We start from the raw sequence: 18,719 nt of genomic DNA, 5'->3' as shown, positions 1-18,719 counted from the left end.
GCAATCAATACTCTATTGGAGAGTTTGATCCTGGCTCAGGATGAACGCTGGCGGCGTGCCTAATACATGCAAGTCGAGCGAATCTAAGGGAGCTTGCTCCCAAAGATTAGCGGCGGACGGGTGAGTAACACGTGGGCAACCTACCTGTAAGACTGGGATAACTTCGGGAAACCGGAGCTAATACCGGATAACATATGAGACCACATGGTCTTATATTAAAAGATGGCTTCTTGCTATCACTTACGGATGGGCCCGCGGCGCATTAGCTAGTTGGTGAGGTAACGGCTCACCAAGGCAACGATGCGTAGCCGACCTGAGAGGGTGATCGGCCACACTGGGACTGAGACACGGCCCAGACTCCTACGGGAGGCAGCAGTAGGGAATCTTCCGCAATGGACGAAAGTCTGACGGAGCAACGCCGCGTGAGCGAAGAAGGTCTTCGGATCGTAAAGCTCTGTTGTTAGGGAAGAACAAGTATCGTTCGAATAGGGCGGTACCTTGACGGTACCTAACCAGAAAGCCACGGCTAACTACGTGCCAGCAGCCGCGGTAATACGTAGGTGGCAAGCGTTATCCGGAATTATTGGGCGTAAAGCGCGCGCAGGCGGTCCTTTAAGTCTGATGTGAAAGCCCACGGCTCAACCGTGGAGGGTCATTGGAAACTGGGGGACTTGAGTGCAGAAGAGGAGAGCGGAATTCCACGTGTAGCGGTGAAATGCGTAGAGATGTGGAGGAACACCAGTGGCGAAGGCGGCTCTCTGGTCTGTAACTGACGCTGAGGCGCGAAAGCGTGGGGAGCGAACAGGATTAGATACCCTGGTAGTCCACGCCGTAAACGATGAGTGCTAAGTGTTAGAGGGTTTCCGCCCTTTAGTGCTGAAGTCAACGCATTAAGCACTCCGCCTGGGGAGTACGGTCGCAAGACTGAAACTCAAAGGAATTGACGGGGGCCCGCACAAGCGGTGGAGCATGTGGTTTAATTCGAAGCAACGCGAAGAACCTTACCAGGTCTTGACATCCTCTGACACTCCTAGAGATAGGACGTTCCCTTCGGGGGCAGAGTGACAGGTGGTGCATGGTTGTCGTCAGCTCGTGTCGTGAGATGTTGGGTTAAGTCCCGCAACGAGCGCAACCCTTGATCTTAGTTGCCAGCATTCAGTTGGGCACTCTAAGGTGACTGCCGGTGACAAACCGGAGGAAGGTGGGGATGACGTCAAATCATCATGCCCCTTATGACCTGGGCTACACACGTGCTACAATGGATGGTACAAAGGGCAGCGAAACCGCGAGGTTAAGCCAATCCCATAAAACCATTCTCAGTTCGGATTGCAGGCTGCAACTCGCCTGCATGAAGCCGGAATCGCTAGTAATCGCGGATCAGCATGCCGTGGTGAATACGTTCCCGGGCCTTGTACACACCGCCCGTCACACCACGAGAGTTTGTAACACCCGAAGTCGGTGGGGTAACCGTAAGGAGCCAGCCGCCTAAGGTGGGACAGATGATTGGGGTGAAGTCGTAACAAGGTAGCCGTATCGGAAGGTGCGGCTGGATCACCTCCTTTCTAAGGAAAAAGTCGAAAAGCGAAGGTGACTGATCAGCCTCGACAAGTGCTGGAACTTCTGAAGGAAAAGTCAGCAGACTTTGACAGAAGAAGTGAAGCAACCTCAAGAGGCTAGGAACCGTAGCTAGACAATAGAAGTTCTACGAACTTCATAAAAAGACGTATTGTATTGTGGTCAGTTTTGAGAGTGCTTTTTCTCTCAAAGGTCGATTTTTGCCTTTCGCAAAAATCAATTGCGCTTGCGTCTGCAAGATTAGTCAATGATGATTAATTCCTCATCGCAAAGCTGCATGGAGACTATTCACTGATGTAAATCACGATGTGATTGAAGTCAGTAGCTTCGTTCCTTGAAAACTAGATAACGTAACAAAACATTCATTGAAGTAAAGTTCTTTAAACTTATAGGCGCATGAGAAGCGAAGAAATTTGAAGCTTATCGAAGCCGAACAGGTTAAGTTATAAAGGGCGCACGGTGGATGCCTTGGCACTAGGAGCCGATGAAGGACGGTACTAACACCGATATGCTTCGGGGAGCTGTAAGTAAGCATTGATCCGAAGATTTCCGAATGGGGAAACCCACTGCTCGTAATGGGGCAGTATCCTTACCTGAATTCATAGGGTAAGCGAAGGTAGACCTGGGGAACTGAAACATCTAAGTACCCAGAGGAAGAGAAAGCAAACGCGATTTCCTGAGTAGCGGCGAGCGAAACGGAAGATAGCCCAAACCAAGAGGCTTGCCTCTTGGGGTTGTAGGACACTCTATACGGAGTTACAAAAGAGCGAAGTAGACGAAGCGACCTGGAAAGGTCCGTCAGAGAAGGTAACAACCCTGTAGTCGAAACTTCGTTCTCTCTTGAGTGGATCCTGAGTACGGCGGGACACGTGAAATCCCGTCGGAAGCTGGGAGGACCATCTCCCAAGGCTAAATACTCCCTAGTGACCGATAGTGAACCAGTACCGTGAGGGAAAGGTGAAAAGCACCCCGGGAGGGGAGTGAAATAGAACCTGAAACCGTGTGCCTACAAGTAGTCAAAGCACATTCATGTGTGATGGCGTGCCTTTTGTAGAATGAACCGGCGAGTTACGATTACGTGCAAGGTTAAGTCGAAGAGACGGAGCCGCAGCGAAAGCGAGTCTGAATAGGGCGAATGAGTACGTGGTCGTAGACCCGAAACCAGGTGATCTACCCATGTCCAGGGTGAAGTTCAGGTAACACTGAATGGAGGCCCGAACCCACGTACGTTGAAAAGTGCGGGGATGAGGTGTGGGTAGCGGAGAAATTCCAATCGAACTTGGAGATAGCTGGTTCTCTCCGAAATAGCTTTAGGGCTAGCCTCGAGTATAGAGTCTTGGAGGTAGAGCACTGATTGGACTAGGGGCCCTCATCGGGTTACCGAATTCAGTCAAACTCCGAATGCCAAAGACTTGATTCTCGGGAGTCAGACTGCGAGTGATAAGATCCGTAGTCAAGAGGGAAACAGCCCAGACCACCAGCTAAGGTCCCAAAGTATACGTTAAGTGGAAAAGGATGTGGAGTTGCTTAGACAACCAGGATGTTGGCTTAGAAGCAGCCACCATTTAAAGAGTGCGTAATAGCTCACTGGTCGAGTGACTCTGCGCCGAAAATGTACCGGGGCTAAACGTATCACCGAAGCTGTGGATTGTTCTTACGAACAATGGTAGGAGAGCGTTCTAAGTGCAGCGAAGTCAGACCGTGAGGACTGGTGGAGCGCTTAGAAGTGAGAATGCCGGTATGAGTAGCGAAAGAGGGGTGAGAATCCCCTCCACCGAATGCCTAAGGTTTCCTGAGGAAGGCTCGTCCGCTCAGGGTTAGTCGGGACCTAAGCCGAGGCTGAAAAGCGTAGGCGATGGACAACAGGTTGATATTCCTGTACCACCTCTTTACCGTTTGAGCGATGGAGGGACGCAGGAGGATAGGGTAAGCGCACTGTTGGATATGTGCGTCCAAGCAGTTAGACTGGTAAGTAGGCAAATCCGCTTACCGTAAGGTTGAGCTGTGATGGCGAGGGAAATATAGTACCGAAGTTCCTGATTCCACACTGCCAAGAAAAGCTTCTAGCGAGGTAAATGGTGCCCGTACCGCAAACCGACACAGGTAGGCGAGGAGAGAATCCTAAGGTGATCGAGAGAACTCTCGTTAAGGAACTCGGCAAAATGACCCCGTAACTTCGGGAGAAGGGGTGCTTTTTAGGGTGCATAGCCCTGAAAAGCCGCAGTGAATAGGCCCAGGCGACTGTTTAGCAAAAACACAGGTCTCTGCGAAGCCGCAAGGCGAAGTATAGGGGCTGACACCTGCCCGGTGCTGGAAGGTTAAGAGGAGGGGTTAGCGCAAGCGAAGCTCTGAATCGAAGCCCCAGTAAACGGCGGCCGTAACTATAACGGTCCTAAGGTAGCGAAATTCCTTGTCAGGTAAGTTCTGACCCGCACGAAAGGTGTAACGATCTGGGCACTGTCTCAACGAGAGACTCGGTGAAATTATAGTACCTGTGAAGATGCAGGTTACCCGCGACAGGACGGAAAGACCCCGTGGAGCTTTACTGCAACCTGATATTGAATTTTGGTACAGCTTGTACAGGATAGGTAGGAGCCTTGGAAGCCGGAGCGCTAGCTTCGGTGGAGGCGTCGGTGGGATACTACCCTGGCTGTATTGAAATTCTAACCCGAAGGCCTTATCGGCCTTGGAGACAGTGTCAGGTGGGCAGTTTGACTGGGGCGGTCGCCTCCTAAAGAGTAACGGAGGCGCCCAAAGGTTCCCTCAGAATGGTTGGAAATCATTCGTAGAGTGTAAAGGCACAAGGGAGCTTGACTGCGAGACCTACAAGTCGAGCAGGGACGAAAGTCGGGCTTAGTGATCCGGTGGTTCCGCATGGAAGGGCCATCGCTCAACGGATAAAAGCTACCCCGGGGATAACAGGCTTATCTCCCCCAAGAGTCCACATCGACGGGGAGGTTTGGCACCTCGATGTCGGCTCATCGCATCCTGGGGCTGTAGTCGGTCCCAAGGGTTGGGCTGTTCGCCCATTAAAGCGGTACGCGAGCTGGGTTCAGAACGTCGTGAGACAGTTCGGTCCCTATCCGTCGTGGGCGTAGGAAATTTGAGAGGAGCTGTCCTTAGTACGAGAGGACCGGGATGGACACACCGCTGGTGTACCAGTTGTCCTGCCAAGGGCATAGCTGGGTAGCTATGTGTGGAAGGGATAAGTGCTGAAAGCATCTAAGCATGAAGCCCCCCTCAAGATGAGATTTCCCATAGTGTTAAACTAGTAAGATCCCTCGAAGATGACGAGGTTGATAGGTCAGAGGTGGAAGCATGGTGACATGTGCAGCTGACTGATACTAATCGATCGAGGACTTAACCAAAATAGAAATGCGCAGGCGACTGTACAGCCACGACAAGCGCTGGAACTTCTGAGGGAAAAGTCATAGACTTTGACAGAAGAAGTGAAGCGACCTCGAGAGGCTAGGAGCCGAAGCAAGACATTAATGAATGTGCGTACGTTATCTAGTTTTGAAGGAATGAATTTCCTGTTGACTAATCTCGAAAAGAGATTATAATAGGTAAGGTTCCTCATAAAAAAGTCTAGTGACGATAGCGAGAAGGTCACACCCGTTCCCATACCGAACACGGAAGTTAAGCTTCTCAGCGCCGATGGTAGTTGGGGCATTGCCCCTGTGAGAGTAGGACGTCGCTAGGCAAAATGTTTGGAGGATTAGCTCAGCTGGGAGAGCACCTGCCTTACAAGCAGGGGGTCGGCGGTTCGATCCCGTCATCCTCCACCATCTTTTATAGTACGAGCCATTAGCTCAGTCGGTAGAGCATCTGACTTTTAATCAGAGGGTCGAAGGTTCGAATCCTTCATGGCTCACCATTTATTCAAATATGCGGGTGTGGCGGAATTGGCAGACGCGCTAGACTTAGGATCTAGTGTCTTTGACGTGGGGGTTCGAGTCCCTTCACCCGCATTATGCGGAAGTAGTTCAGTGGTAGAACACCACCTTGCCAAGGTGGGGGTCGCGGGTTCGAATCCCGTCTTCCGCTCCAGAAGTTATTTGTTAAATTGCCGGGGTGGCGGAACTGGCAGACGCACAGGACTTAAAATCCTGCGGTAGGTGACTACCGTACCGGTTCGATTCCGGTCCTCGGCACCATTTAAATAGTAATTGCGCCCGTAGCTCAATTGGATAGAGCGTCTGACTACGGATCAGAAGGTTATGGGTTCGACTCCTTTCGGGCGCGCCATTACGGGAAGTAGCTCAGCTTGGTAGAGCACTTGGTTTGGGACCAAGGGGTCGCAGGTTCGAATCCTGTCTTCCCGACCACTAATATAATTTATTTGGGGCCTTAGCTCAGCTGGGAGAGCGCCTGCCTTGCACGCAGGAGGTCAGCGGTTCGATCCCGCTAGGCTCCACCAAAGTTCTTTGAAAACTGAACACAATACAAGCGTCAACGTTAATTCTAAGTAACAAAACTTATTGAGCAATCAATACTCTATTGGAGAGTTTGATCCTGGCTCAGGATGAACGCTGGCGGCGTGCCTAATACATGCAAGTCGAGCGAATCTAAGGGAGCTTGCTCCCAAAGATTAGCGGCGGACGGGTGAGTAACACGTGGGCAACCTACCTGTAAGACTGGGATAACTTCGGGAAACCGGAGCTAATACCGGATAACATATGAGACCACATGGTCTTATATTAAAAGATGGCTTCTTGCTATCACTTACGGATGGGCCCGCGGCGCATTAGCTAGTTGGTGAGGTAACGGCTCACCAAGGCAACGATGCGTAGCCGACCTGAGAGGGTGATCGGCCACACTGGGACTGAGACACGGCCCAGACTCCTACGGGAGGCAGCAGTAGGGAATCTTCCGCAATGGACGAAAGTCTGACGGAGCAACGCCGCGTGAGCGAAGAAGGTCTTCGGATCGTAAAGCTCTGTTGTTAGGGAAGAACAAGTATCGTTCGAATAGGGCGGTACCTTGACGGTACCTAACCAGAAAGCCACGGCTAACTACGTGCCAGCAGCCGCGGTAATACGTAGGTGGCAAGCGTTATCCGGAATTATTGGGCGTAAAGCGCGCGCAGGCGGTCCTTTAAGTCTGATGTGAAAGCCCACGGCTCAACCGTGGAGGGTCATTGGAAACTGGGGGACTTGAGTGCAGAAGAGGAGAGCGGAATTCCACGTGTAGCGGTGAAATGCGTAGAGATGTGGAGGAACACCAGTGGCGAAGGCGGCTCTCTGGTCTGTAACTGACGCTGAGGCGCGAAAGCGTGGGGAGCGAACAGGATTAGATACCCTGGTAGTCCACGCCGTAAACGATGAGTGCTAAGTGTTAGAGGGTTTCCGCCCTTTAGTGCTGAAGTCAACGCATTAAGCACTCCGCCTGGGGAGTACGGTCGCAAGACTGAAACTCAAAGGAATTGACGGGGGCCCGCACAAGCGGTGGAGCATGTGGTTTAATTCGAAGCAACGCGAAGAACCTTACCAGGTCTTGACATCCTCTGACACTCCTAGAGATAGGACGTTCCCTTCGGGGACAGAGTGACAGGTGGTGCATGGTTGTCGTCAGCTCGTGTCGTGAGATGTTGGGTTAAGTCCCGCAACGAGCGCAACCCTTGATCTTAGTTGCCAGCATTCAGTTGGGCACTCTAAGGTGACTGCCGGTGACAAACCGGAGGAAGGTGGGGATGACGTCAAATCATCATGCCCCTTATGACCTGGGCTACACACGTGCTACAATGGATGGTACAAAGGGCAGCGAAACCGCGAGGTTAAGCCAATCCCATAAAACCATTCTCAGTTCGGATTGCAGGCTGCAACTCGCCTGCATGAAGCCGGAATCGCTAGTAATCGCGGATCAGCATGCCGCGGTGAATACGTTCCCGGGCCTTGTACACACCGCCCGTCACACCACGAGAGTTTGTAACACCCGAAGTCGGTGGGGTAACCGTAAGGAGCCAGCCGCCTAAGGTGGGACAGATGATTGGGGTGAAGTCGTAACAAGGTAGCCGTATCGGAAGGTGCGGCTGGATCACCTCCTTTCTAAGGAAAAAGTCGAAAAGCGAAGGTGACTGTTCAGCCTCGACAAGTGCTGGAACTTCTGAAGGGAAAGTCAGCAGACTTTGACAGAAGAAGTGAAGTAACCTCGAGAGGCTAGGAACCGTAGCTAGACAATAGAAGTTCTACGAACTTCATAAAAAGACGTATTGTATTGTGGTCAGTTTTGAGAGTGCTTTTTCTCTCAAAGGTCGATTTTTGCCTTTCGCAAAAATCAATTGCGCTTGCGTCTGCAAGATTAGTCAATGATGATTAATTCCTCATCGCAAAGCTGCATGGAGACTATTCACTGATGTAAATCACGATGTGATTGAAGTCAGTAGCTTCGTTCCTTGAAAACTAGATAACGTAACAAAACATTCATTGAAGTAAAGTTCTTTAAACTTATAGGCGCATGAGAAGCGAAGAAATTTGAAGCTTATCGAAGCCGAACAGGTTAAGTTATAAAGGGCGCACGGTGGATGCCTTGGCACTAGGAGCCGATGAAGGACGGTACTAACACCGATATGCTTCGGGGAGCTGTAAGTAAGCATTGATCCGAAGATTTCCGAATGGGGAAACCCACTGCTCGTAATGGGGCAGTATCCTTACCTGAATTCATAGGGTAAGCGAAGGTAGACCTGGGGAACTGAAACATCTAAGTACCCAGAGGAAGAGAAAGCAAACGCGATTTCCTGAGTAGCGGCGAGCGAAACGGAAGATAGCCCAAACCAAGAGGCTTGCCTCTTGGGGTTGTAGGACACTCTATACGGAGTTACAAAAGAGCGAAGTAGACGAAGCGACCTGGAAAGGTCCGTCAGAGAAGGTAACAACCCTGTAGTCGAAACTTCGTTCTCTCTTGAGTGGATCCTGAGTACGGCGGGACACGTGAAATCCCGTCGGAAGCTGGGAGGACCATCTCCCAAGGCTAAATACTCCCTAGTGACCGATAGTGAACCAGTACCGTGAGGGAAAGGTGAAAAGCACCCCGGGAGGGGAGTGAAATAGAACCTGAAACCGTGTGCCTACAAGTAGTCAAAGCACATTCATGTGTGATGGCGTGCCTTTTGTAGAATGAACCGGCGAGTTACGATTACGTGCAAGGTTAAGTCGAAGAGACGGAGCCGCAGCGAAAGCGAGTCTGAATAGGGCGAATGAGTACGTGGTCGTAGACCCGAAACCAGGTGATCTACCCATGTCCAGGGTGAAGTTCAGGTAACACTGAATGGAGGCCCGAACCCACGTACGTTGAAAAGTGCGGGGATGAGGTGTGGGTAGCGGAGAAATTCCAATCGAACTTGGAGATAGCTGGTTCTCTCCGAAATAGCTTTAGGGCTAGCCTCGAGTATAGAGTCTTGGAGGTAGAGCACTGATTGGACTAGGGGCCCTCATCGGGTTACCGAATTCAGTCAAACTCCGAATGCCAAAGACTTGATTCTCGGGAGTCAGACTGCGAGTGATAAGATCCGTAGTCAAGAGGGAAACAGCCCAGACCACCAGCTAAGGTCCCAAAGTATACGTTAAGTGGAAAAGGATGTGGAGTTGCTTAGACAACCAGGATGTTGGCTTAGAAGCAGCCACCATTTAAAGAGTGCGTAATAGCTCACTGGTCGAGTGACTCTGCGCCGAAAATGTACCGGGGCTAAACGTATCACCGAAGCTGTGGATTGTTCTTACGAACAATGGTAGGAGAGCGTTCTAAGTGCAGCGAAGTCAGACCGTGAGGACTGGTGGAGCGCTTAGAAGTGAGAATGCCGGTATGAGTAGCGAAAGAGGGGTGAGAATCCCCTCCACCGAATGCCTAAGGTTTCCTGAGGAAGGCTCGTCCGCTCAGGGTTAGTCGGGACCTAAGCCGAGGCTGAAAAGCGTAGGCGATGGACAACAGGTTGATATTCCTGTACCACCTCTTTACCGTTTGAGCGATGGAGGGACGCAGGAGGATAGGGTAAGCGCACTGTTGGATATGTGCGTCCAAGCAGTTAGACTGGTAAGTAGGCAAATCCGCTTACCGTAAGGTTGAGCTGTGATGGCGAGGGAAATATAGTACCGAAGTTCCTGATTCCACACTGCCAAGAAAAGCTTCTAGCGAGGTAAATGGTGCCCGTACCGCAAACCGACACAGGTAGGCGAGGAGAGAATCCTAAGGTGATCGAGAGAACTCTCGTTAAGGAACTCGGCAAAATGACCCCGTAACTTCGGGAGAAGGGGTGCTTTTTAGGGTGCATAGCCCTGAAAAGCCGCAGTGAATAGGCCCAGGCGACTGTTTAGCAAAAACACAGGTCTCTGCGAAGCCGCAAGGCGAAGTATAGGGGCTGACACCTGCCCGGTGCTGGAAGGTTAAGAGGAGGGGTTAGCGCAAGCGAAGCTCTGAATCGAAGCCCCAGTAAACGGCGGCCGTAACTATAACGGTCCTAAGGTAGCGAAATTCCTTGTCAGGTAAGTTCTGACCCGCACGAAAGGTGTAACGATCTGGGCACTGTCTCAACGAGAGACTCGGTGAAATTATAGTACCTGTGAAGATGCAGGTTACCCGCGACAGGACGGAAAGACCCCGTGGAGCTTTACTGCAACCTGATATTGAATTTTGGTACAGCTTGTACAGGATAGGTAGGAGCCTTGGAAGCCGGAGCGCTAGCTTCGGTGGAGGCGTCGGTGGGATACTACCCTGGCTGTATTGAAATTCTAACCCGAAGGCCTTATCGGCCTTGGAGACAGTGTCAGGTGGGCAGTTTGACTGGGGCGGTCGCCTCCTAAAGAGTAACGGAGGCGCCCAAAGGTTCCCTCAGAATGGTTGGAAATCATTCGTAGAGTGTAAAGGCACAAGGGAGCTTGACTGCGAGACCTACAAGTCGAGCAGGGACGAAAGTCGGGCTTAGTGATCCGGTGGTTCCGCATGGAAGGGCCATCGCTCAACGGATAAAAGCTACCCCGGGGATAACAGGCTTATCTCCCCCAAGAGTCCACATCGACGGGGAGGTTTGGCACCTCGATGTCGGCTCATCGCATCCTGGGGCTGTAGTCGGTCCCAAGGGTTGGGCTGTTCGCCCATTAAAGCGGTACGCGAGCTGGGTTCAGAACGTCGTGAGACAGTTCGGTCCCTATCCGTCGTGGGCGTAGGAAATTTGAGAGGAGCTGTCCTTAGTACGAGAGGACCGGGATGGACACACCGCTGGTGTACCAGTTGTCCTGCCAAGGGCATAGCTGGGTAGCTATGTGTGGAAGGGATAAGTGCTGAAAGCATCTAAGCATGAAGCCCCCCTCAAGATGAGATTTCCCATAGTGTTAAACTAGTAAGATCCCTCGAAGATGACGAGGTTGATAGGTCAGAGGTGGAAGCATGGTGACATGTGCAGCTGACTGATACTAATCGATCGAGGACTTAACCAAAATAGAAATGCGCAGGCGACTGTACAGCCACGACAAGCGCTGGAACTTCTGAGGGAAAAGTCATAGACTTTGACAGAAGAAGTGAAGCGACCTCGAGAGGCTAGGAGCCGAAGCAAGACATTAATGAATGTGCATGCGTTATCTAGTTTTGAAGGAATGAATCCTTCTTATAGTTTAGTGACGATAGCGAAGAGGTCACACCCGTTCCCATACCGAACACGGAAGTTAAGCTCTTCAGCGCCGATGGTAGTTGGGGCATTGCCCCTGTGAGAGTAGGACGTCGCTAAGCACCTAAAAGATCAGCCGTTATGGTTGGTCTTTTTTGTGTTTTAATAAAAAAATCCTGGGACGGTTAAGATTTAATAAGAAATTATATCAAATACTAGCTCTGATACTATTCTAAAAAAACAGTTCCGGAGATTCATAAATTTTGGTGTAAGTCGTATAATGATAAAACACAAAATTTTTCTTTTTTAAAAAAGGGGATTTGGTTTGTCTATCGAATTACATAATATTGGATTTAGAACAGGGGGATGTAATTTGACACAGTTTATTGCATCATTCCAAACGCAAGAGTTTATAACAATGTCGATTCGAATATTTATGGCAGCATTATTATGTGGGTTAGTTGGGTTAGAGAGAGAGGTAAATAAGCACCCTGCAGGATTTCGTACACATTTATTGGTCGGAGTTGGTTCTTGTTTAATGATGTTAATGTCCATTTACGGGTTTCAGCCGTATTTGGAAATGAGCACAAATGTCCGTTTTGATCCTGCTAGGATTCCATCTTATGTGATTAGTGGAATTGGATTTTTAGGTGCGGGGACGATTCTTGTAAGGGATGCGACTGTTCGAGGGTTAACAACAGCAGCCTCTATCTGGGTTGTAGCTGGTCTAGGTTTAATTATTGGGTTAGGTATGTATGCCCCAGCTATCTTAACAACAATAGTCGTTTTACTTAGTTTAATTTTTCTTAATCGGTTTGAAGAAATCTTTTTTAAATCGACAAAAAGAAAAACCGTTCATATTATTATTAATGAGGATATTTCTTCTTTTTCATCCATCTTGGAATTGTTTAAAGACAATGGCTTTCAAGTGAGGGACTTCAATATTAAGTATTCTAAGGACAAAGCAGATCAGAATTGCCAATATACGATTGATGTTGAAGTAGCCAGTAAAGATGAGCGTCTAAGACTATATGAAGAAATGTCTAAACACAAAATGGTACAAAAAATTTTCTGATTTTGCGTTTAGAGATGTACCATATTTGGAGAGTATAGGATAGTAAATGCCTTAAAAAATGATTGCCTACTTTCACTATTGGGAAACGAAACAGTTGAAAAATTAGTGCGGTCATTTTATATTATAACTATAGTCAAATATAGTCAAAGTCAGAGTGAGGTGTGGTCATAATTGAGGAATATATCTGATATCATTGAACAATATTTGAAAAGTGTTCTTGATACAAGTGATCGAGCGATTGTTGAAATTAAAAGAAGTGAGATTGCTGATAAATTTGAATGTGTCCCATCTCAAATTAATTATGTTATAAATACAAGGTTTACCTTAGAAAGAGGCTATTTAGTCGAAAGTAAACGAGGTGGTGGTGGATACATTCGGATCATGAAAGTGAAGATGAATGACGATTCACAGCTCGTTAATCAACTTGTAAGGCTTATTGATAAGCGAATCTCCCAAGCAAGCGCTGAAGATGTTATTCTGCGGTTGATAGAGGAGAAAGTGATATCAAAAAGAGAAGCAAAAATCATGTTAAGCGTTATCGATCGATCTGTATTGTTTATTGATCTTCCTCATCGGGATGAGTTGAGAGCAAGAATGTTAAAAGCAATGCTTACATCTCTCATGTATCGATAATTTTTAAAAAGAAAGCTTCTAGACAATGCATTAAATATTTTAAAATAAACTTTTCGGACCATGAACAGGAAAAGAACGACGCCATGACCTATGGCAACTTTTTCAACTCACTTCGTTTGGTATATAAATCAGGCGATAATACGTCAATTCGTATTTGATTAAGTAGGAAGGTGTTAACCATGATATGCCAAGAATGCAATCAGCGCCCAGCAACATTACATTTTACAAAAATTATTAATGGCGAAAAAACCGAGGTTCATGTTTGTGAACATTGTGCTCATGAAAAAAGTGAAATGTTTATGTTTCCAGGCACATCTGGCTTTTCTATAGATAACTTATTAGCAGGACTTCTTCAATTTGAGCCTCTTGCAGGTTCAAAGCAAAATGCATTTCAACAAAATGAAATTTTACAATGCGAGAAATGTAAAATGACTTTCCAACAGTTTGCAAAGGTTGGTCGATTCGGCTGTTCGAATTGTTACCCAACTTTTGAAAAACATCTTACCCCGATTCTTAAAAGACTGCATAGTGGCAACACACATCATACAGGGAAAATTCCGAAACGAATCGGAGGTACCTTCCATATTCGAAAAGAGATTGAACAACTGAAGCAAAAGCTTCAGGAATATATTTCTTTAGAAGAATTTGAAAAGGCTGCAGATGTTCGTGACCACGTAAGAGCTCTAGAGAAAAAGTTAAGTGGTCACAGAGAGGGGGAGGTGTAAACGATGTCTCTTGAACATTTTATCAATCAAGCCTTATGTGCATGGATGAGTCAAGAAGGGCCGGATTCAGATATTGTCTTAAGTTCAAGGATCAGGCTTGCTCGTAACTTAAAAAACATTCCCTTTTCTACGGTTTACTCAAATGAAGAAGCACAGCAAGTTGTGGATGTGTTCCAAAACGGTTTTTCACAGAAAAGCTTTCCTAAAATAGGAAAATTAGAGTTATTAAAAATGATGGAGTTACAGCCAGTTCAAAAAAGGGTACTCGTTGAAAAGCATTTAATTAGTCCACATTTAGCAGAGGATTCCACGTATGGAGCATGTCTTTTATCAGAAAATGAAGAAGTTAGCATAATGATTAATGAAGAGGATCATATTCGAATACAATGTTTATTCCCAGGACTACAATTATCGCAGAGTTTACAAGTTGCAAATGATTTAGATGACTGGATAGAAGAGCATGTTGACTATGCGTTTGATGAATCGAGAGGATATTTAACAAGTTGCCCAACTAATGTTGGAACTGGACTACGTGCCTCAGTGATGATGCATTTGCCAGCACTTATTCTTACTCACCAAATGAGCCGCATCATTCCAGCTATTAATCAACTTGGTTTAGTCGTCAGAGGAATTTACGGTGAAGGCAGTGAGGCGTTAGGAAATATTTTTCAAATATCTAATCAAATTACGCTTGGAAAGACAGAAGAAGATATTGTAGAAGATTTAAAGAGTGTGGTAGCGCAACTTATAGCACAAGAGCGCTCTGCACGTGAAGCGCTTATGAAAACCTCTAACATACAGTTGGAGGATCGGGTATTCCGTTCTTATGGGGTATTAGCTAATAGTAGGATCATTGAATCGAAGGAAGCGGCAAAATGTTTGTCCGACGTTCGATTGGGAATTGATCTGGGCTATATAAAAGATATATCCAGAAGTATCCTTAATGAACTCATGGTATTAACTCAACCTGGATTCTTGCAGGTATATGCTGGTGGGGCGTTAAGGCCAAATGAAAGGGACGTTAGAAGGGCGTCTATTATACGAGAAAGATTAAAGCTTGAAAATAATAAGACTTCTGACATGGAGGGTGATGGATTATGATGTTTGGCAGATTTACTGAGCGTGCTCAAAAGGTATTAGCGTTAGCTCAAGAGGAAGCTGTACGATTAGGACATAACAATATTGGAACTGAACATGTATTATTAGGTCTTATACGAGAAGGCGAGGGAATCGCTGCAAAGGCCCTACTCGCCCTAGGATTAGGTCCAGAAAAGATTCAAAAAGAAGTAGAAGCGCTTATTGGCAGAGGTCAAGAAGGGTCACAGACAATTCATTACACACCAAGAGCGAAAAAGGTAATTGAATTATCAATGGATGAGGCTCGAAAGCTTGGTCATTCATATGTAGGAACTGAGCATATTCTCCTTGGATTAATCCGTGAAGGTGAAGGTGTGGCAGCTAGAGTCTTAAATAATTTAGGTGTCAGCCTTAATAAAGCACGTCAACAAGTCCTACAGCTATTAGGTAGTAATGAATCATCATCAGGACATCATGGTGGGGGATCAGCAAACGCAAATACTCCAACATTAGATAGTTTAGCACGTGATTTAACTGCGATCGCGAGAGAAGGAAGCCTTGACCCAGTGATTGGGCGTAGTAAAGAGATTCAACGTGTAATTGAAGTACTTAGCCGTCGTACGAAAAATAATCCAGTATTAATTGGGGAACCTGGTGTAGGTAAAACAGCCATTGCAGAAGGTTTAGCTCAGCAAATTATAAACAATGAAGTTCCAGAAACACTACGTGATAAGCGTGTAATGACACTTGATATGGGAACAGTTGTTGCAGGTACAAAATATCGTGGAGAATTTGAAGACCGCTTAAAAAAGGTAATGGATGAAATTCGCCAAGCAGGAAATATCATTCTATTTATCGACGAACTTCATACGCTAATTGGTGCTGGTGGTGCAGAAGGTGCAATTGATGCGTCAAATATTTTAAAACCATCACTTGCTCGTGGAGAGTTACAATGTATTGGTGCGACGACATTAGATGAATATAGAAAGTATATTGAAAAGGATGCTGCCTTAGAGCGCCGTTTCCAACCAATCCAGGTGGATGAACCATCTGTTGAGGAATCTATTCAAATATTAAAAGGATTGCGTGATCGTTATGAAGCTCACCATAGAGTTTCAATTTCTGATGAGTCAATTGTTCAAGCTGTTAAACTTTCAGACCGTTATATATCAGATCGCTTTTTACCAGATAAAGCAATTGATTTAATTGATGAAGCTGGATCAAAAGTTCGTCTTCGTTCTTATACAGCCCCACCGAACTTAAAGGAGCTTGAGCAAAAACTTGAAGAGGTTCGCAAAGAGAAGGATGCAGCGGTACAAAGTCAAGAGTTTGAAAAGGCGGCTTCATTACGAGATTCTGAACAACGTCTTCGTGAACAATTAGAAGAAACGAAGAAAAACTGGAAGGAAAAACAAGGGCAGGAGAATTCCGAAGTGACAGTAGATGATATCGCAATGGTCGTATCAAGCTGGACAGGAATACCTGTTTCAAAGTTAGCACAAACTGAAGCTAATAAATTATTAAATATGGAACAAATTCTTCATTCACGTGTAATTGGTCAGGAGGAAGCTGTAAAAGCAGTTTCAAAGGCTGTAAGACGTTCACGAGCAGGATTAAAAGATCCAAAGCGACCAACAGGTTCCTTTATATTCCTTGGACCGACAGGGGTCGGAAAGACAGAATTAGCCCGTGCTCTAGCTGAGTCGATTTTCGGTGATGAAGATGCAATGATACGTGTAGATATGTCGGAATACATGGAGAAGCACTCGACATCTAGATTAGTAGGTTCACCACCAGGGTATGTAGGATATGAAGAAGGTGGTCAATTAACAGAAAAGGTACGTCGTAAACCATATTCTGTTATCTTACTCGATGAAATTGAGAAGGCACACCCAGATGTGTTTAATATTTTACTTCAAGTCCTTGAAGATGGACGTTTGACTGATTCTAAGGGTCGAACAGTAGATTTTAGAAATACCATATTAATTATGACTTCAAATGTTGGGGCTAGCACATTAAAACGAAATAAATATTTGGGCTTCGCACTTGAAGATGAGAAACAAGATTACAAAAATATGAAGAGTAAGGTTATGGATGAATTGAAGAAGGCATTCCGTCCTGAATTCCTTAACCGTATTGATGAAATTATTGTCTTCCACTCACTCGAGAAGAAGCATTTGAAGGAAATAGTTACCCTAATGTCAGACCAGTTAAGTAAGCGTCTTGCAGAGCAAGACTTCGATCTTGAGTTAACGGAGGCGGCAAAAGATCGGATTGCAGAAGAAGGGTATGACCCAGATTATGGGGCTCGTCCATTACGCCGTGCCATCCAAAAACAAATTGAAGACCGTTTGTCTGAGGAGCTATTACGAGGTAATATAGAAAAAGGAAAGAAAATCGTGATGGACTATGCAAATGGAGAATTTGTAGTTCGTACGGAAGAAGTAAAAGAAACAGTGAAATAACAAAAATGTAAATGCAATTATAAAAAGAGGTATACATTAAATAGTTGATTCATGTATGCCTCTTTTTTGCTAAAAGAAAGGATCTAAAGTAATGGCAAAAACGAAGACAAAATTTACCTGTCAATCCTGTGGCTATGAATCAGCAAAATGGATGGGAAAATGTCCTGGATGCAGTTCCTGGAATTCGTTAGTAGAGGAAACCTTGCATAAACCAACCAGAAAAGGCGCATTCGCCCATTCAAGTCCTACAGTTCAGAGCAAACCTTCACCAATCACTTCAATTGAAACAGTAAATGAACCTAGAATGTTTACAACAAACAAGGAATTTAATCGCGTACTTGGCGGTGGCATTGTACACGGATCTCTTGTCCTTATCGGTGGTGACCCAGGTATAGGGAAATCGACCTTGCTGCTGCAAGTATCCTCCCAATTAGCCAAACAAAACAAAGTATTATATATTTCCGGAGAGGAATCAGTCAAGCAAACAAAGCTACGAGCAGATCGTCTTGGGGTGTCATCTGATCAATTGTATGTGTTAGCAGAGACAGACTTAGAATTTATTTCCCAGACAATTACCGAGCTAAAGCCATCATTTGTTGTCATTGATTCTATTCAGACAATTTATCACTCTGAAATTACGTCCGCTCCTGGTAGTGTTTCACAGGTCCGAGAATGTACAGCAGAATTAATGAGAATTGCCAAGACAAACGGGATTGCAATTTTTATTGTTGGCCATGTTACAAAAGAAGGTAACATTGCAGGTCCTCGTCTCTTAGAACATATGGTCGACACTGTTTTATATTTTGAAGGGGAACGCCACCATACGTACCGTATTTTACGTGCTGTAAAGAACCGGTTTGGGTCTACTAATGAAATGGGAATTTTTGAAATGAAAGAGAAAGGTTTAGAAGAGGTTGCGAATCCTTCTGAAATTTTCCTCGAGGAACGTTCTGCAGGTGCTGCTGGTTCCACTGTTGTAGCTTCAATGGAGGGAACACGTCCGGTCCTTGTTGAGATACAAGCATTAATATCTCCAACTAGCTTTGGAAATCCACGTCGAATGGCTACAGGAATTGATCATAATCGTGTTTCACTATTAATGGCAGTATTAGAGAAAAGGGCGGGATTTCTCTTGCAGAATCAAGATGCCTATTTAAAGGTTGCTGGTGGTGTGAAATTGGATGAACCAGCGATTGACTTGGCAGTTGCATTAAGTATCGCCTCAAGCTTTAGGGACCAACCGACAAATCCAGCAGATATTATCATTGGCGAGGTTGGTTTAACGGGGGAGATAAGACGAGTTTCGCGGATTGAGCAGCGGGTCCAGGAAGCAGCTAAACTTGGATTTAAGCGAGTTATTCTTCCTGAGCGAAATCTTGGAGGGTGGACAATCCCAAAGGGTATTGAAGTCATTGGTGTCAGTGATATTAGGCAAGCCATTCAACATACATTAGGAAAATAATCTTAAATAATGAAACATTTCTTATCCTTTATACGTATAGTAATTGTGGAAAACGATGGCCAGTCCGATTATTTTTAAAAATATTTCACCACAACAGTAATATTTTTTCAGT

The 18,719-nt window shown here is 46.2% G+C and carries 6 protein-coding genes, 8 tRNA genes and 6 rRNA genes; all 20 read left to right on the top strand.

What is annotated here, in order from left to right; all coding sequences use genetic code 11:
• Positions 1-12 precede the first annotated feature (12 nt).
• The 20 genes from ACWPVE_RS08650 (at position 13) to radA (ending at position 18,607) form a co-directional block, all read left to right on the top strand.
• A 16S ribosomal RNA gene (locus ACWPVE_RS08650) occupies positions 13-1,562 on the top strand.
• A 449-nt stretch (positions 1,563-2,011) separates the two neighbouring features.
• Positions 2,012-4,943, top strand: a 23S ribosomal RNA gene (locus tag ACWPVE_RS08645).
• Positions 4,944-5,162: 219 nt separating this feature from the next.
• A 5S ribosomal RNA gene (rrf, locus tag ACWPVE_RS08640) occupies positions 5,163-5,278 on the top strand.
• Between the two features lie 9 nt (positions 5,279-5,287).
• A tRNA-Val gene (locus ACWPVE_RS08635) sits at positions 5,288-5,363 on the top strand.
• 13 nt (positions 5,364-5,376) lie between these two features.
• A tRNA-Lys gene (locus ACWPVE_RS08630) sits at positions 5,377-5,452 on the top strand.
• Positions 5,453-5,465: 13 nt separating this feature from the next.
• Positions 5,466-5,546, top strand: a tRNA-Leu gene (locus tag ACWPVE_RS08625).
• 4 nt (positions 5,547-5,550) lie between these two features.
• Positions 5,551-5,625: transfer RNA gene (locus ACWPVE_RS08620), tRNA-Gly, on the top strand.
• Between the two features lie 18 nt (positions 5,626-5,643).
• Positions 5,644-5,732 (top strand) — tRNA-Leu (locus tag ACWPVE_RS08615).
• 14 nt (positions 5,733-5,746) lie between these two features.
• A tRNA-Arg gene (locus ACWPVE_RS08610) sits at positions 5,747-5,823 on the top strand.
• Positions 5,824-5,826: 3 nt separating this feature from the next.
• Positions 5,827-5,903 (top strand) — tRNA-Pro (locus tag ACWPVE_RS08605).
• A 16-nt stretch (positions 5,904-5,919) separates the two neighbouring features.
• Positions 5,920-5,995 (top strand) — tRNA-Ala (locus ACWPVE_RS08600).
• Between the two features lie 77 nt (positions 5,996-6,072).
• Positions 6,073-7,622: ribosomal RNA gene (locus ACWPVE_RS08595) — 16S ribosomal RNA — on the top strand.
• 449 nt (positions 7,623-8,071) lie between these two features.
• Positions 8,072-11,003: ribosomal RNA gene (locus tag ACWPVE_RS08590) — 23S ribosomal RNA — on the top strand.
• Between the two features lie 173 nt (positions 11,004-11,176).
• Positions 11,177-11,292, top strand: a 5S ribosomal RNA gene (gene rrf, locus ACWPVE_RS08585).
• The 16S, 23S and 5S rRNA genes sit together here with 8 tRNA genes alongside, the layout of an rRNA operon.
• 296 nt (positions 11,293-11,588) lie before the next feature.
• Positions 11,589-12,245, top strand: coding sequence for an MgtC/SapB family protein (locus ACWPVE_RS08580; protein WP_453997425.1), 657 nt, complete (start codon positions 11,589-11,591; stop codon positions 12,243-12,245).
• Between the two features lie 171 nt (positions 12,246-12,416).
• Positions 12,417-12,878, top strand: a complete 462-nt coding sequence (locus ACWPVE_RS08575; protein WP_453992489.1) for a CtsR family transcriptional regulator — start codon at positions 12,417-12,419, stop codon at positions 12,876-12,878.
• A 179-nt stretch (positions 12,879-13,057) separates the two neighbouring features.
• Positions 13,058-13,603 carry a UvrB/UvrC motif-containing protein gene (locus ACWPVE_RS08570; RefSeq protein WP_453992488.1) on the top strand — a complete coding sequence of 182 codons (546 nt, stop codon included), beginning with the start codon at positions 13,058-13,060 and terminating at the stop codon, positions 13,601-13,603.
• A 3-nt stretch (positions 13,604-13,606) separates the two neighbouring features.
• Positions 13,607-14,704, top strand: coding sequence for a protein arginine kinase (locus ACWPVE_RS08565; RefSeq protein WP_453992486.1), 1,098 nt, complete (start codon positions 13,607-13,609; stop codon positions 14,702-14,704).
• Positions 14,701-17,145, top strand: a complete 2,445-nt coding sequence (gene clpC / locus ACWPVE_RS08560) for an ATP-dependent protease ATP-binding subunit ClpC (protein WP_453992484.1) — start codon at positions 14,701-14,703, stop codon at positions 17,143-17,145. Before ACWPVE_RS08565 ends, clpC begins: the two co-directional genes overlap by 4 nt.
• Positions 17,146-17,236: 91 nt before the next feature.
• Positions 17,237-18,607, top strand: coding sequence for a DNA repair protein RadA (radA, locus tag ACWPVE_RS08555; RefSeq protein WP_453992482.1), 1,371 nt, complete (start codon positions 17,237-17,239; stop codon positions 18,605-18,607).
• The last annotated feature ends 112 nt before the right edge of the window (positions 18,608-18,719 follow it).

The sequence above is a fragment of the Bacillus nitroreducens genome, from assembly GCF_964021195.1.
This window is presented reverse-complemented; position numbering and strand designations above follow the sequence as displayed.